The 14,264-nt window shown below is 53.6% G+C and carries 17 protein-coding genes; 7 read left to right on the top strand and 10 right to left on the bottom strand.

The window, feature by feature from the left end; genetic code table 11:
• The first annotated feature begins 89 nt into the window (after positions 1-89).
• The gene (gene mtr / locus FHD02_RS15790) at positions 90-1,334 is read left to right on the top strand and encodes a tryptophan permease (RefSeq protein ID WP_061382515.1); all 1,245 of its coding nucleotides are present in this window, start codon (positions 90-92) and stop codon (positions 1,332-1,334) included.
• A gap of 87 nt (positions 1,335-1,421) precedes the next feature.
• Here mtr and FHD02_RS15785 read toward each other — a convergent pair whose 3' ends face one another.
• The 3 genes from FHD02_RS15785 to FHD02_RS15775 form a co-directional block, all read right to left on the bottom strand.
• Positions 1,422-2,429 carry a luciferase-like monooxygenase gene (locus tag FHD02_RS15785; protein ID WP_220394078.1) on the bottom strand — a complete coding sequence of 336 codons (1,008 nt, stop codon included), beginning with the start codon at positions 2,427-2,429 and terminating at the stop codon, positions 1,422-1,424.
• A 187-nt stretch (positions 2,430-2,616) separates the two neighbouring features.
• Entirely contained in the window at positions 2,617-3,513 is an 897-nt protein-coding gene (locus FHD02_RS15780) for a U32 family peptidase (protein ID WP_137349703.1), read from the bottom strand.
• On the bottom strand, positions 3,504-4,499 hold the full coding sequence (locus FHD02_RS15775; RefSeq protein WP_006687898.1) for a peptidase U32 family protein: 996 nt from the start codon (positions 4,497-4,499) through the stop codon (positions 3,504-3,506). The genes FHD02_RS15780 and FHD02_RS15775 overlap by 10 nt, the downstream gene beginning before the upstream one ends.
• 220 nt (positions 4,500-4,719) lie before the next feature.
• Here FHD02_RS15775 and FHD02_RS15770 point away from each other — a divergent pair, with 220 nt between their 5' ends.
• Positions 4,720-5,244: an SCP2 domain-containing protein gene (locus tag FHD02_RS15770; protein ID WP_042311251.1), complete on the top strand. Its 525-nt coding sequence runs from the start codon at positions 4,720-4,722 to the stop codon at positions 5,242-5,244.
• Positions 5,238-5,741: a GNAT family N-acetyltransferase gene (locus FHD02_RS15765; protein ID WP_003024966.1), complete on the top strand. Its 504-nt coding sequence runs from the start codon at positions 5,238-5,240 to the stop codon at positions 5,739-5,741. Before FHD02_RS15770 ends, FHD02_RS15765 begins: the two co-directional genes overlap by 7 nt.
• Here FHD02_RS15765 and FHD02_RS15760 read toward each other — a convergent pair.
• Positions 5,728-6,027, bottom strand: a complete 300-nt coding sequence (locus FHD02_RS15760) for a GIY-YIG nuclease family protein (protein WP_137360125.1) — start codon at positions 6,025-6,027, stop codon at positions 5,728-5,730. The two genes, FHD02_RS15765 and FHD02_RS15760, sit on opposite strands and share 14 nt — an antisense overlap.
• Positions 6,028-6,079: 52 nt before the next feature.
• Between FHD02_RS15760 and FHD02_RS15755 the strand changes: the two genes are divergently transcribed.
• Positions 6,080-6,523 carry a YhbP family protein gene (locus tag FHD02_RS15755; RefSeq protein WP_079225936.1) on the top strand — a complete coding sequence of 148 codons (444 nt, stop codon included), beginning with the start codon at positions 6,080-6,082 and terminating at the stop codon, positions 6,521-6,523.
• Here FHD02_RS15755 and FHD02_RS15750 read toward each other — a convergent pair.
• Entirely contained in the window at positions 6,503-7,021 is a 519-nt protein-coding gene (locus FHD02_RS15750; RefSeq protein WP_038634164.1) for a type 1 glutamine amidotransferase domain-containing protein, read from the bottom strand. The two genes, FHD02_RS15755 and FHD02_RS15750, sit on opposite strands and share 21 nt — an antisense overlap.
• Before the next feature lie 128 nt (positions 7,022-7,149).
• Between FHD02_RS15750 and FHD02_RS15745 the strand changes: the two genes are divergently transcribed.
• The gene (locus FHD02_RS15745; protein ID WP_137370332.1) at positions 7,150-7,785 is read left to right on the top strand and encodes an NAD(P)H-binding protein; all 636 of its coding nucleotides are present in this window, start codon (positions 7,150-7,152) and stop codon (positions 7,783-7,785) included.
• A 93-nt stretch (positions 7,786-7,878) separates the two neighbouring features.
• Here the strand turns inward: FHD02_RS15745 and dolP are convergent, their stop codons facing one another.
• The 4 genes from dolP to FHD02_RS15725 are packed head-to-tail and all read right to left on the bottom strand — an operon-like array spanning position 7,879 to position 11,493.
• On the bottom strand, positions 7,879-8,454 hold the full coding sequence (gene dolP, locus FHD02_RS15740) for a division/outer membrane stress-associated lipid-binding lipoprotein (protein ID WP_003024954.1): 576 nt from the start codon (positions 8,452-8,454) through the stop codon (positions 7,879-7,881).
• A 9-nt stretch (positions 8,455-8,463) separates the two neighbouring features.
• Entirely contained in the window at positions 8,464-9,054 is a 591-nt protein-coding gene (gene diaA, locus FHD02_RS15735) for a DnaA initiator-associating protein DiaA (RefSeq protein ID WP_003024948.1), read from the bottom strand.
• Positions 9,055-9,088: 34 nt separating this feature from the next.
• Entirely contained in the window at positions 9,089-9,484 is a 396-nt protein-coding gene (locus FHD02_RS15730; protein ID WP_061382510.1) for a YraN family protein, read from the bottom strand.
• Positions 9,442-11,493 carry a penicillin-binding protein activator gene (locus tag FHD02_RS15725; protein WP_220394077.1) on the bottom strand — a complete coding sequence of 684 codons (2,052 nt, stop codon included), beginning with the start codon at positions 11,491-11,493 and terminating at the stop codon, positions 9,442-9,444. Before FHD02_RS15725 ends, FHD02_RS15730 begins: the two co-directional genes overlap by 43 nt.
• A gap of 63 nt (positions 11,494-11,556) precedes the next feature.
• Here FHD02_RS15725 and rsmI point away from each other — a divergent pair, with 63 nt between their 5' ends.
• A complete protein-coding gene (gene rsmI, locus FHD02_RS15720) occupies positions 11,557-12,420 on the top strand; it encodes a 16S rRNA (cytidine(1402)-2'-O)-methyltransferase (RefSeq protein WP_038634156.1) in 864 nt (287 codons plus the stop codon).
• 2 nt (positions 12,421-12,422) lie between these two features.
• Positions 12,423-13,424: a Fic family protein gene (locus tag FHD02_RS15715; protein WP_137360118.1), complete on the top strand. Its 1,002-nt coding sequence runs from the start codon at positions 12,423-12,425 to the stop codon at positions 13,422-13,424.
• Here FHD02_RS15715 and FHD02_RS15710 read toward each other — a convergent pair.
• Positions 13,421-14,194, bottom strand: a complete 774-nt coding sequence (locus FHD02_RS15710; RefSeq protein WP_128317287.1) for a DeoR/GlpR family DNA-binding transcription regulator — start codon at positions 14,192-14,194, stop codon at positions 13,421-13,423. The genes FHD02_RS15715 and FHD02_RS15710 overlap by 4 nt on opposite strands.
• Positions 14,195-14,264: the final 70 nt, after the last annotated feature.

The following is a 14,264-nucleotide window of genomic DNA, read 5'->3' as shown; positions in this document are numbered from 1 at the left end:
GCTTTTTTTATTTCAATTGTACTCGTGTACTGGTACAGTGCAGCACATTGAGATGTAGTCACAAGATAAATGACTGGAGAGATGGCTAAATGGCAACACTTACCACCACCCAAACGTCACCTTCGCTGCTTGGCGGCGTGGTGATCATCGGCGGCACCATTATTGGCGCGGGGATGTTCTCTCTGCCGGTGGTCATGTCCGGGGCGTGGTTTTTCTGGTCAATGGCGGCGCTGATTTTCACCTGGTTCTGCATGCTGCACTCCGGGTTGATGATCCTCGAAGCCAACCTCAATTACCGCATTGGTTCGAGCTTCGACACCATCACGAAAGATCTGCTGGGCAAAGGCTGGAACGTTGTTAACGGCATCTCTATTGCCTTTGTGCTCTACATTCTGACCTATGCCTATATTTCGGCGAGCGGTTCGATTCTGCACCACACCTTTGCCGAGATGTCGCTGAACGTTCCGGCGCGCGCGGCAGGTCTTGGCTTTGCGCTGCTGGTCGCGTTTGTGGTGTGGTTAAGTACCAAAGCGGTTAGCCGTATGACGGCCATTGTGCTGGGGGCAAAGGTCATTACCTTTTTCCTAACCTTCGGCAGCCTGCTGGGACACGTTCAGCCTGCCACGCTGTTTAACGTGGCGCAGAGCAATGCTTCATATACGCCGTACCTGCTGATGACGCTGCCGTTCTGTCTGGCGTCGTTTGGTTATCACGGCAACGTCCCGAGCCTGATGAAGTATTACGGCAAGGATCCCAAGACCATCGTTAAGTGCCTGGTATACGGCACGCTGCTGGCGCTGGTGCTGTATACCGTATGGTTGCTGGGTACGATGGGGAATATTCCGCGTCCGGAATTTATTGGTATTGCGCAGCAGGGCGGGAATATTGACGTGCTGGTCCAGGCGCTGAGCGGTGTGCTGAACAGCCGTAGTCTGGATCTGCTGCTGGTGGTGTTCTCCAACTTTGCGGTGGCGAGTTCATTCCTCGGTGTGACGCTCGGTCTGTTCGACTATCTGGCGGATCTGTTTGGTTTTGATGACTCGGCAATGGGTCGTTTCAAAACGGCACTGCTGACGTTTGTCCCGCCAATTGTCGGTGGCCTGCTGTGGCCGAACGGTTTTCTGTACGCCATTGGTTATGCAGGTTTAGCTGCAACTATCTGGGCTGCCATTGTGCCAGCGCTGTTGGCACGTAAATCCCGCGAACGTTTCGGCAGCCCGAAATTCCGTGTTTGGGGCGGTAAACCGATGATTGCCCTGATTCTGGTCTTCGGTGTCGGCAACGCGGTTATCCATATCCTGTCGAGCGTTAACCTGCTGCCAGTGTACCAGTAGAACAATTGCCCGGTGGCGCTACCTTACCGGGCCTACAGAGATTGAGTAGGCCGGATAAGGCGCAGCCACCATCCGGCACAAATTGTACTACCCCAACAATTCCTGCTTCACATCCATCGCCAAATCAAATGAGTGTAGCCGCGCCTGGTGATCAAAAATCTGGCCGTTAACCATAATTTCATCAGCCTGGGTTTCACGCAAGATAGCCTCCAGCCCGTGTCGCACTTTCGCCTTATCTCCGACCAGCGACATGCTTAGCGCCTGCTGCACGCCATACTGTTCAGAAGCGGACCACAGTTGATGCATATTCTCTACCGGCGGCGGTAGCTGGCCGGTTTCGCCACGACGCAGTTTCATAAACGCCTGCTGCATCGAGGTGAAAAGAAATTCGGCATCGCGATTGCTGTCGGCGGCAATGATGTTGATGCATACCATTGCATACGGCTTTGCCAGCCGCGCCGAAGGTTTGAACTGGCTACGATACAGATGCAGCGCCTGATGCAGCATATCCGGAGCAAAGTGCGAGGCGAAGGCAAACGGCAGGCCAAGCTGTGCCGCCAACTGTGCACTATACAAGCTGGAACCTAATAACCAGACCGGGATCTGCTCGCCGTATCCAGGCACCGGGCGTACATGGGGGTTCGGGTCGCGGGCGTCGAACCAGTCCACCAGTTCTGCTACATCGCGTGGGAAGTTATCGATATCTCCACTCATATGGCGGCGCAGCGCGCGCATCGTTGGCTGATCGCTCCCCGGCGCGCGGCCAAGCCCGAGATCGATGCGTCCCGGATACAGTGTATTTAGGGTACCGAACTGCTCGGCGATCACCAGCGGCGAATGGTTGGGCAGCATCACGCCGCCAGAACCCAGATGCAGCGTGGTGGTATTGGCAGCCAGATAACCAATCAGAACTGAGGTTGCGGCGCTGGCGATGCCAGTCATGTTGTGATGTTCTGCCAGCCAGTAGCGGTGATAGCCGCGCTTTTCAGCCAGCCGAGCGAGATCAAGCGAGTGCGTAAAGGCTTCTTTTGCCGAAGATCCTTCAGGGATCGGTGCCAGATCCAGCACCGAGAACTGAATAGTTTTGTCAGTCATAACGGCTCACTTTGTTATCGGTTAATCATTTAATACTGCATTAAAATTTGATTAACGTTGTTAACAAAGTGAGCTTTATGAGACTGACGGCAAAAAAAATGCCCGATGGCGCTGCGCTTATCGGGCCTACGGGATCGCTATTTGTAGGCCGGATAAGGCATTTATGCCGCCATCCGGCGAGGTTTTATCAGGATTGCAGTTCCAGCCCGGCCAGACGTTTCCAGTAACCGTTGCAGTCGCTATGAGCGGCGAGCGGTAATGGGGCAGTGCCATTTTCATTGGCGCGGAAGGCATCAAGCATATCGAATGTTTCCGTGCCAGAAGGTGACAGGCGCACAATATCCACCAGACCCTGCATGGATGTCAGCTCGTTGCCGAGGTTATAAACATAGCCGCTCATGGTCTGGATCCCGTTGAGAACAAAGACCTGCTGATTCTCCTGCGACAGCACATCTCGCCCGTTCGGGTATTTGATGCAGCAGGTTTCACATTCGTCTTTTGGTCGGTCTTCGGAGCGCGCCGTAAAGCAGCGGGCAGAGTACGCCAGCGGCAGATGGCCGTAGCTCAATACCTCTACTTCAAACTTATCGCGGATAGCCAACTCTTCACACTGGTTGAGCAGATTGATCAGCCAGTCGCGAGATAATTCTACCGGCATACACCAGCGCACCATCCCTTGTTTGAGCAGTAAACGCAGCGTCACCGCGTTGTAGCAGTTGAGCGCGTGTCCGGCGACAAACGGCAGCTTACGCTCGGCGCACATGTTTACCACGCCGAGATCGCTGGCTTCCAGTAGGAAGTCGCCGTTTTCGACGTAGCGCTTTAATTCGCCCAGCTCAGACGAGGCTTGCACCAGCGCCAGTGTTGACAGCACCACCTGTTTACCGCTGCCAGCGAGCGACTTCGCCATATCGATCCAGTCGCCCACTTTGGTGGCACGGCGTTTACTGCATACCGCTTCGCCAAGATAGATAATATCGGCCTGGCTGGCGGCGGCCTGCTGATAAAAATCTTCCAGCGTTTCTTTTGGCCAGTACCACAGCACCGGCCCTAAGGAATATTTCATTGCTTCTCTCACTGCCATTTACGGTGATACGCGCCAAGCGTGGTCTGCGTGCCTTCGGACATGGAACCGAGCGTTTCCATCCATGCCGCCTGTGGTGCGTAGTTTTGCGGGTCGGCTATACAGCGATCGATCGCCTGACGCCACACTTTCGCCACCTGGCTGACGTAGGCCGGGCTACGCTGGCGTCCCTCGATTTTTACCGAGGCAATATTGGCCGCCAGCAGCTCCGGCAGCAGCTCCAGTGTGTTCAGGCTGGTGGGTTCTTCCAGCGCATGATAGCGCTCGCCGTCAACCAGATAGCGGCCTTTACACAACGTCGGATAACCGGCGTTTTCTCCGTCCTGATAGCGGTCGATCAGCACTTCATTAAGGCGGGATTCCAGGCCCTGTTGGGTCTGCTGCCAGCGAACAAAACGCGCGGGAGAGCAGGCGCCAACCGTGTTAGGCGATTCGCCCGTCAGGTAGGATGAAAGATAACACCGGCCTTCCGCCATAATGCACAAACTACCAAAGGCGAACACTTCGAGTGGAACAGGCGTGACGCGAGCGAGCTGTTTCACCTGATGAATAGACAACACGCGCGGCAGCACCACGCGGGCGACATCAAAGTTGCGATGATAAAAATTAATCGCCTCTTCGTTGGTAGCAGATGCCTGAACAGAGACATGGCGCTCAATATGCGGATAGCGCTCTGCGGCATACTCAAGCATGGCAAGATCGGCAAGGATCAGCGCATCCGCACCCAGTTGCGCCGCCATATCTACGGCACGCTGCCAGCGCGCATAACCATCCGGATGCGCAAAGGTGTTAATCGCGATGTGCAGCTTACGGCGGTGTTGATGGACAAAACTCACCGCTTCCTGCAATTTTTTCTCGGTAAAATTAAGGCCGGCGAAATGACGGGCGTTGGTATCATCTTTCAGCCCGATGTAGACAGCATCAGCGCCGTTCTCGATGGCCGCCTTAAGCGCCGGGAGATTTCCGGCAGGGCAGAGCAGCTCCATAATTTATCCTGAACGTTGCGCCGTGAAAGGCGCAGAAATGTTAACGAAGAGGGATTTTAGTTAACCTTGCTGAGACAATTTTTGATTTGAGGCAGTTAAAGTCGTATTGGTGACAGCAATAAAGAGGTAACAATTTCGCATCGAATTGTTGATTTATGCCGCTATGTCGTTTATTTGATATGGCAAAATAGCAGGACTATTGAAACAGGGAGTAAAGCTCGTGTTGGATAAACTGCGTTCACGCTTAGTACATTTTGGTCCTTCTCTGATGAGTGTACCGGTTAAACTGACGCCCTTTGCGCTGAAGCGCCAGGTCCTGGAGCAGGTTCTGAGCTGGCAGTTTAGCCAGGCGCTGGCTGATGGAGAGCTGGAGTTTCTCGAAGGCCGCTGGTTAAGCATCCATGTACGTGACATTGGTCTCAAATGGTATACCTCTGTTGAGAACGATAAACTTATCGTCAGCCAAAATGCCGATGCGGATGTGAGTTTTAGCGCTGACGCCAGTGACTTACTGATGATTGCGGCACGTAAGCAGGATCCGGATACGCTTTTCTTCCAGCGTCGCCTGGTAATTGAAGGTGATACAGAATTAGGGCTGTATGTAAAAAATCTGATGGACGCCATCGAGCTGGATCAGATGCCTAAAGCGCTGCGCGTCATGCTGATGCAGTTGGCGGACTTTGTTGAGGCGGGAATGAAAACAACGCCAGACACCAAACAGACCTCGGTAGGTGAGCCATGCTGATTCGAGTTGAGATTCCCATTGATGCCCCTGGTATTGATGCGCTGTTACGTCGTTCATTTGAGAGCGATGCGGAAGCGAAATTAGTGCACGACCTGCGTGAAGATGGTTTCTTAACGCTGGGTCTGGTTGCGACCGATGACGAAGGTCAGGTAGTGGGTTACGTCGCGTTTAGTCCTGTCGATGTTCAGGGCGAAGATCTGCAATGGGTCGGCATGGCGCCGCTCGCGGTGGATGAAAACTACCGGGGGCAGGGGCTGGCGCGTCAGCTGGTCTATGAAGGACTCGATTCCCTGAACGAGTTTGGCTACGCCGCAGTGGTTACGCTGGGCGATCCGGCACTGTACAGCCGCTTTGGCTTTGAGCTGGCAGCGCATCATGATCTGCGCTGCCGCTGGCCGGGCACCGAAAGCGCGTTCCAGGTTCATCGCCTGGCGGACGATGCGCTGGAGGGCGTGACGGGCCTGGTGGAATACCACGACCACTTCAATCGTTTTTAACACCCGGGGCTTGCAGGCTGCTCAGTAGAGCCTCAAGCCCTTCGCCTTCTACAAGGCGCTCTTTCTGACGCTTTGTGAGCTGTTTGACGCGATACTCGATGCGCAGAGCCAGCGAACGGTCGCCGACCTGCGCCGCAAATACCAGGGAGAGTTCCCCCTTTCCACGCAGCGCCTTCGCGCCTTTCCCGCTCTGATGTTGCTTATATCGGCGCTCTACATCGGTGGTAATTCCGGTGTATAAGGCGTTGTCCGCGGTACGGATCAGGTACAGATACCAGGGTGTCATTGTCACCATCGACGTGATAATTTTCAGGCCTACAGTATAAAAGAGAACAGAAATGGAAACACTGACTGCGGTGACCCGCTGGCTGGCGAAGCAGCATGTCGTGACCTGGTGTGTACACCATGAGGGTGAATTGTGGTGCGCGAATGCGTTTTACCTGTTTGATGCTCAGAAGATGGCATTCTATGTGCTGACCGAAGAGAAAACGCGCCATGCTCAGATGTCCGGCCCGCGCGCGCCCGTTGCCGGCACGGTAAACGGCCAGCCCAAAACGGTCGCCCTGATTCGTGGGGTACAGTTTAAAGGGGAAATCCGCCGTCTTGAGGGAGAGGAGAGCGACGTTGCGCGTAAAGCGTATAATCGCCGCTTCCCCGTGGCCAGAATGTTGCCTGCACCCGTGTGGGAGATTCGTCTGGATGAAATCAAGTTCACCGACAACACGCTGGGCTTTGGTAAAAAGATGCTCTGGCTACGTGATTCACGCCCCGAGAATACGTAATGCCTCACGGTTAAACGCCGGCAGATCGTCCGGTGTTCGGCTGGTTATCAGCTGATCGTTATCATTCACCATTTCCTGATCGTAAAATTCGGCGCCCGCGTTTTTTACGTCAATGATGATAGGTTTCACGGCGGTAAGTTTACGGCCACGAATGACATCCGCGCTGATCAGCAACTGTGGGCCATGGCAAATAGCAAACACCGGCTTGCCGCTGTTAACAAAATCCCGGGTAAAGGTCACGAAACGATCGTCCCCGCGCAGGTAGTCCGGCGAGTGACCGCCTGGCAGTAGCAGGGCGTCAAAATCGGCAGGGCGCACATCCTCGATTGCTTTGTCGATGGTGACGCTGGCTTCACCTTTTTTCCCCTTCACCGTTTTTCCTGCCTGTTTTTCAATGGTGATGACTTCATGCCCGGCCTGGCGGAATTCTGCTGCTGGTGATGTAAATTCTGAATCTTCAAACTCATCAGTGATTAAAACGGCAATCTTCTTGCTCATGTTTCCTCCGTTGAGTTGGTTGCGAATAAGGCAGAATTTCCATGTTGACGGATAATTACCTCACGGACTATTAAGTCTGGTCGCTAAGGCTGAGAGTGCAAGACGGACAATTCTGTAAAGGAGCGAGGATGAGTCAGGTGTTAATAACAGGCGCAACGGGGCTGGTAGGCGGAAATTTGCTGCGTATGTTGCTTAATGAACCCCGGGTCAACGCCATTACGGCGCCGACGCGTCGACCGCTGGCTGATACGGTTGGCGTTTATAATCCCCATGATCCGCAGCTAACCGATGCTCTGGCACAAGTCACCGATCCGGTCGATATCGTTTTTTGTTGTCTGGGAACCACCCGACGTGAAGCCGGCTCGAAAGAGGCGTTTATCCACGCTGACTATACGCTGGTGGTGGACACCGCCCTGACGGGACGCCGGTTAGGTGCTCAGCATATGCTGGTGGTGAGTTCGATGGGCGCGAATGCGAATTCACCGTTTTTTTATAACCGGGTGAAAGGGGAAATGGAGCAGGCGTTAATCGCGCAGAAATGGCCGCGTCTGACGATTGTCCGACCTTCGATGCTACTGGGGGAACGGGATAAACAGCGGACGAATGAGCGGTTTTTAGCGCCGTTGTTCAGGCTGCTACCGGGTAACTGGAAGTCGATTGAAGCGCGTGATGTTGCACGGGCAATGTTGGCAGAAGCGCTGGCGCCAGGACATGAGGGCGTTACGATCCTGACCTCTTCCGAGCTACGCGAAAGGGCAAAATAAAATGCCGGGTGGCGTGGACGCTTATCCGACCTACAAACGATGACGTCCTGTAGGCCGGATAAGACGCTTATGCGTCGCTATCCGGCATCGGTATTACTTAATAAACGTAAAGGCCGTAGTGACGCGTTTCACGCCGCTTACCCGGCTGGCGATATCTGCCGCCGCCTTCGCTTCACGTTCAGTAACCAGACCCAGCAGGAACACTTCCCCGTTCTCGGTGGTGACTTTCACGTTAGAGGATTTCACCTGATCGCTGGTCAACAACTGGGAACGTACTTTGGTGGTGATCCAGGTATCGTTGGACGCATCGCCCAGACCGATTGGCTGGCCCTGACGGATCTCATTAAAGACCTCAGTGGTACCTTCTACGCCCATTGCAATCTGTTTTGCCCGCGCAGACAGTTCGCTATTCGGTGACTGACCGACCAGCAGAACCTTGCCCTGATAGGCGCTAACGTTGATACGCGCTTCTTTCTTGATCTGGGCATCTTTCGACAACGCCGTATTGACGCGTAATTCCAGGGTTCCGTCATCTACCTGAGTGCCGACACTACGCGGATCCGTCGCGGCTTTAGTCCCGACGGCTGCGGTTCCGACCACGGCGGCAGCTACACAGCCTTGCAGCAGCAGTGCAGCGATAATCACAGCAAGCGGCGAAAATGCCTTCATGTGTACTCCTTAATCATCCTGGTGAGGAAAAAGCGTGTTATCGATGAGATCGCAAAGGCAGTTGACCGTCAGCATATGCATTTCCTGAACGCGGGCACTGTGGTGTGAGGGAATGCGGATTTCAACATCCTGCGGCCCCAGCAATCCGGCCAGCTCCCCTCCGTCATACCCGGTCAGCGCGACGATTGTCATGTCGCGTGTCACTGCGGCTTCAACAGCTTTTACGATATCGCGGCTATTACCACGCGTAGAGATTGCCAGCAGAACATCACCTGCATGTCCCAGCGCACGGACTTGTTTTGCATAAACTTCGTCGTGCAGGCGATCGTTGGCAATCGCAGTTAAGACCACATTATCAGTATTTAGTGCAATAGCAGGTAAACTTGGTCGTTCCGTTTCAAAACGATTGATCATGCTGGCAGCAAAATGCTGTGCGTTGGCAGCGGACGTCCCATTACCACAACAGAGAATTTTGTTGCCATTGAGCAGGGACTGAACCAGCGTCATGGCTGCACGGGAGATCGCATCCGGGAGCGCTTCAGCCGCAGCTATCTGAGTTTGAATGCTTTCTGTAAAGCAGACTTTAATTCTATCTAACACGCTAATCCTTAAGAACCAGGCTCTGAATCTTCAACTATGAGCGGTCGTTGAACGCGTCTTTAAACCACTCAACATCATTTCCGGTGAAGGCTAACACATCGAACCGGCAATCCACAGTATCAAAACTCCCATTGTGGCGCGCAAGCCACAAGCGGGCGGTCTGTAATAATTTGTGTTGTTTGCTCCGGGTCACACTCACCGCCGCACCGCCAAACTGGGCTGAACGCCGATAGCGAACTTCAACAAATACGGTGGTGTTGCCTTCACGCATTATCAGGTCGATTTCGCCGCCACGTTCACGCACGTTGGCGGCGATGAAATGCAGTCCCTTGCTGTGCAGCCAGTCACGCGCAACAGCTTCCCACGCGTCACCGGTCTGTTTACTCGTTAACTGGCGGGGACGACCTGTCCTTGCTGGTATTTGAGCCATGATAACTTCCTGTTAATCACACAATCCTGATTTGCGGTTAATGCGCCAGTGTTGCCGTTAATTTCGAAGCCCTGCACCTGACGCATTTGCGAAAAGTGGTTGGCAAGCGACCAGGCATCGACACCCATCGCGTACATACGCGCCAGCGAGTAGTCGTTACGCACCGCGCCAAGCGCCTGCTGCATGAGAGGCATGTTAGCACCTGCCAGCATTGGGATTTCGCTATACTGCAAGCCTTCCATTTCCAGACGGAAGTCCGGGCCAGCGGTTCCCTGCGCGCTACGGGAGCTGGCATACAGCGTTGCTCCGCTCTGGCTGCCGTTACGCATGGCGATCATCGGTTTAATAAAGGCGATTTCTTCCGGCGTCGCCAGAATATACACGGCGTCAACACGACCACTGCCGCCGGTGATTTGTGCATCTGTAGGCGCTGCCGGAATCGTCAGACCGCCAATCGTCACGCCAGGCTGCGCAGGTACAGAAGAGGCTACCGGGCTGCCCGTCAGGGAAATGCCAGAGCCGCCGTTGACACCCATTTTCAGCTCAGCCGTGGAGCCGAACTTCTGCTGCAGCACTACGCCGCCGCCCAGTTTTTGCCATTCCTGTGCAAAAGCATTAGCCACGCGATCGCCTAACGAACTGCGTGGGAGCAACAGCAGCGGCGTTTGTTTGCCTTGATCACGGATGTGGCGTGCGGCATCGCGCGCTTCATCTTCTGGCGACAGGGCAAAGTAGCAAACGTTCGGCAGGTTTTTCACCGCCTCTGGCTGGTTAAGCGCCAGGACGTTCAATGGCGTGTTGCTTTTCATCAGCTCTTCAACATTATTCTTCAACAGCGGGCCAACCACGATGCTGGCGCCATCCTGCTGTACCTGGGTCAGGATCTGATTCAGCGGCTGCGACGAGGTGTCGTAGATTTTCAGCTCAGCGGACGGATTTGCCGGCGCGCTGGCGGTTGTTGGTTGTGCAGGCGCTGTTGGCTGTGGGGCTGTCGTTTCTGGCTGTGCAGGCTCCTCATTGGTCAGATCGCTTACTGACGCCTGAGAAGGGCTGGCAACACCGTCTGTCGTTTGCGGTTGTTCCGTAGTCCCAGCAGCAGAGGCATCCGCAGCAGGCGCGGCGGCAACAGGAGCTGCTACCGGTTGAGTGCCCATGTTTTTCGCGGCTTCAAAGCCCTGCTGAATAGTACGACCAAATACAGCGGCCTGACCGTTCAGCGGCAGCAGCAGGGCAATTTTGCTGGTGGAAGCTGGCTTAAAGCTCTGCACGTTAACCAACTGCGTTGGCAGCAGTTTTGCCCCCGGGTTTTGTGGGTAACGTTTTTGCCAGTCGGCAATACCGGCTTTCATCATGTCCGGGTCGTTACGGTTATCGAACCAGACGCGCTGGAGGTCCAGCCAGCCTTGCAGTACGTTTTCATCAGCATTGATGACCAGCGTCTGCGCTTGTTCCTGGGTCATGGACGACAGCGCCTGCCAGGTTGCATCTATGTTTTTCTGCTTAGCGTTCGCGGCCAGCAGTGGTTCCTGTGCGATCAGAGCGCGCAGCAGAGTCAGTGACGGGCGACCCTGGTTGACGTCGATTTGCGCCTGCCAGTAACGCGCCTGCTGGTTTTGGTCGAAATCGGCGGGCGTGAGTTTATCCAGCAGGGCATGTGCTCCCGCGACATCTTTCTGCGCGAGTTTGATCTCGACGGCCAGCAGTGACTGCTCACGACGCTGGGCATCGTTTAGCTTCTGCGGTAACTGGTTGAACAATTCGATAGCCTGCTGGCTCTTGCCTTCTTTCAGCAGTGCACGAATGGCGAGTAATTGCCAGTTGGTCTTGCTATCATCTGAGCTTTGCTGCATCTGTTGCAGATAAAAGCCGGAATCAGCCTGCGCAGTGCCCTGCATATGGGCTGCACTCTGGTCTGGCGCCTGGGTGCCACAGCCTGCGAAAATCAATGCTGCCAGAATAACTGGTAGCGCGCGCGCGGCTTTCAAACGAGAAAATGTTGAGGGTACCATACTGTATCCAGTGATATTTTTTTACGCAATGCTCAATATTAAATCGGCAATACGGACGACACAATGAAACAACACGAATCGGCGGATAATTCTCAAGGCCAACTCTTTATTGTACCTACTCCTATCGGAAATTTGGCTGATATTACCCAACGAGCGCTCGAAGTTTTACAAGCCGTTGATTTAATTGCCGCTGAAGACACCCGTCATACCGGATTATTGTTACAACACTTCGCGATTAACGCCCGTTTGTTTGCCTTACACGATCACAATGAGCAACAAAAAGCCGAGACGCTGGTGGCAAAGCTTAAAGAGGGGCAAAACATCGCGTTGGTTTCCGATGCCGGAACGCCGCTGATTAACGACCCGGGCTACCATCTGGTGCGCACCTGTCGCGAAGCAGGCATCCGCGTGGTACCGCTGCCTGGCCCGTGCGCGGCGATTGCCGCGCTGAGTGCTGCTGGTCTGCCATCTGACCGTTTTTGTTACGAAGGCTTCCTGCCTGCGAAATCAAAAGGCCGCCGCGATGCGATGAAAGCCATTGAAGCAGAACCGCGTACGCTTATTTTTTATGAATCCACCCACCGTTTACTGGATAGCCTGGAAGATATGGTCGCCGTCTGGGGAGAATCCCGTTATGTGGTGCTGGCACGCGAACTGACCAAAACCTGGGAAACCATTCACGGCGCGCCGGTCGGCGAACTGCTGGCGTGGGTCAAGGAAGATGAAAACCGTCGTAAGGGCGAAATGGTGCTGATTGTCGAAGGGCATAAAGCGCAGGAAGATGACCTCCCGGCTGATGCGCTACGTACGTTGGCGTTGTTACAAAAAGAGCTGCCGCTGAAGAAAGCGGCGGCGCTGGCGGCGGAAATTCACGGCGTGAAAAAGAATGCGCTGTATAAGTACGCGCTGGACCAGCAGGGGGAGTAAGAGTGAGCACCTACCAACCACCTTTCGTCGTCACTCCATTGATACTCAATCAAGTCATTGAAATTGGTGAGTTGATGGGGCATTGGGCAGCGATGGCTGGTAGGGCATCTCCTCTTTTGCGCAAAGAGAATCGTATTCGCACTATTCAGGCCTCTTTAGCGATTGAACATAATTCATTGACTACGGAACAAGTCACCGCACTGATGGAAGGAAAACGCATTCTGGCTCCTGCTAAAGACATACAGGAAGTGAGAAATGCGATTCTGGCCTATGAAAAGATGTCGGAATGGAAAAGCGAACAATTATCCGACCTTTTACAAGCACATCGAGTCCTTATGCTCGGTCTGGTCGATAATCCGGGCCAGTTACGTGCCGGAAATGTTGGTGTTTACAGGGAAAAGCAGCTTATTCACATGGCTCCGCCAGCCTCACAAGTTTTACGTTTGATGAATGATTTACTGGGCTGGTTAAAAACGACAGAGCTTCACCCGCTGATTGCTGGCGCTGTTTTTCATTATGAATTTGAATTTATTCATCCTTTTGCCGACGGTAATGGACGGATGGGGCGGCTGTGGCAGACATTAATCCTGCGTGAGTGGCGATCGGAATTGGCGTGGTTACCCGTAGAGACACTGATCCACTACCAACAGGACCGCTATTACCAGGTGTTAGGGCAGTGCGATCGGCAAAGTAGCTGCACGCCATTTATAGAGTTTATCCTGGAAAACATCATCTCTGCTTTGCAGGAGGGATTGGGGAAACCATCACCCCTGTCGGAAGAAATGTCGGAAGAAATGTCGGAAGAAATGTCGTCTGATTTACTGGATATAGAAAAACGTATTCTACAAATCTTGTCGAATCAGCCGGGCAGATCTGCCAAAAGTATCGCTGATGAGTGTGAAATTTCAGCCCGCACCGTAGAGCGCTATCTGAAAGCGTTGCAGCTAAAAGGCAAACTGCAACGCGTTGGCGCGACAAAAGGGGGGATGTGGAGGGTAGTTTAAACAACCAGCAGTTCGACGCCTGTTTTGGTCAGCGCAGATTTATCTTGTTTGCTGATGCTGTCGTCGGTTATTACGCAGTTAATCTTCTCCATCGGCAGTACCTGATTAAAACCTCGTCGGTTGAACTTTGTCGCATCCAATACGGCAATGACCTTGTGTGCCGCAGCTGCCATTACGCTGCTAATCGAATAGCCCTCGTTGAATGTCGTAATACCATTCGTAGCATCAATTCCGTCAGCACCCACAAACATCAGATCAGCGCTAATCCCTTGCAGAGAGCGTTCAGCGATAGTGCCATGCATCGAATGCGTTTTGTGGCGCACTGTACCGCCACAGACGACCAGCGTAATGTCTTTGTTTTCCGATAATGTAAACGCAGCGGGCAGGCTGTTGGTAATAACGGTGATATTACTTTTTCGGTTTAGCGCCTCAGCGATCAGTAAGGTAGTGCTTCCGCTATCCAGAATCACGGTCATTCCTTCCTCGACCATTGCCGTTGCAGCCTGGGCGATCCGTTTTTTAGGATCGCTGGCAAGCTGATACCGATCTTCTAATACCACTTCCTGATTGTCGCCTTCAGCCAGATGGCTTCCTGGTTTAGCCGCACCGCCGTGAAAACGGGTGACCAGACCTTTCTCTTCTAATAACCGCAGGTCGGCGCGAATGGTGACTTCAGATATACCAAAGGTATTCGAAAGATCCATTACCAATACGCTGCCTTGCGTATTAATCAGGTCGACAATTTTATTCCTTCTCTCAAATGAGTTCATATTGATTTGCCTGATAATTTGACTATCACTAGTTTAATCGAAGGATTGCGAAAGGTGAACGCTAAATTTC

This window comes from Citrobacter sp. EC_71, assembly GCF_019584005.1.
GTDB lineage: Bacteria > Pseudomonadota > Gammaproteobacteria > Enterobacterales > Enterobacteriaceae > Citrobacter > Citrobacter werkmanii.
This window is presented reverse-complemented; position numbering and strand designations above follow the sequence as displayed.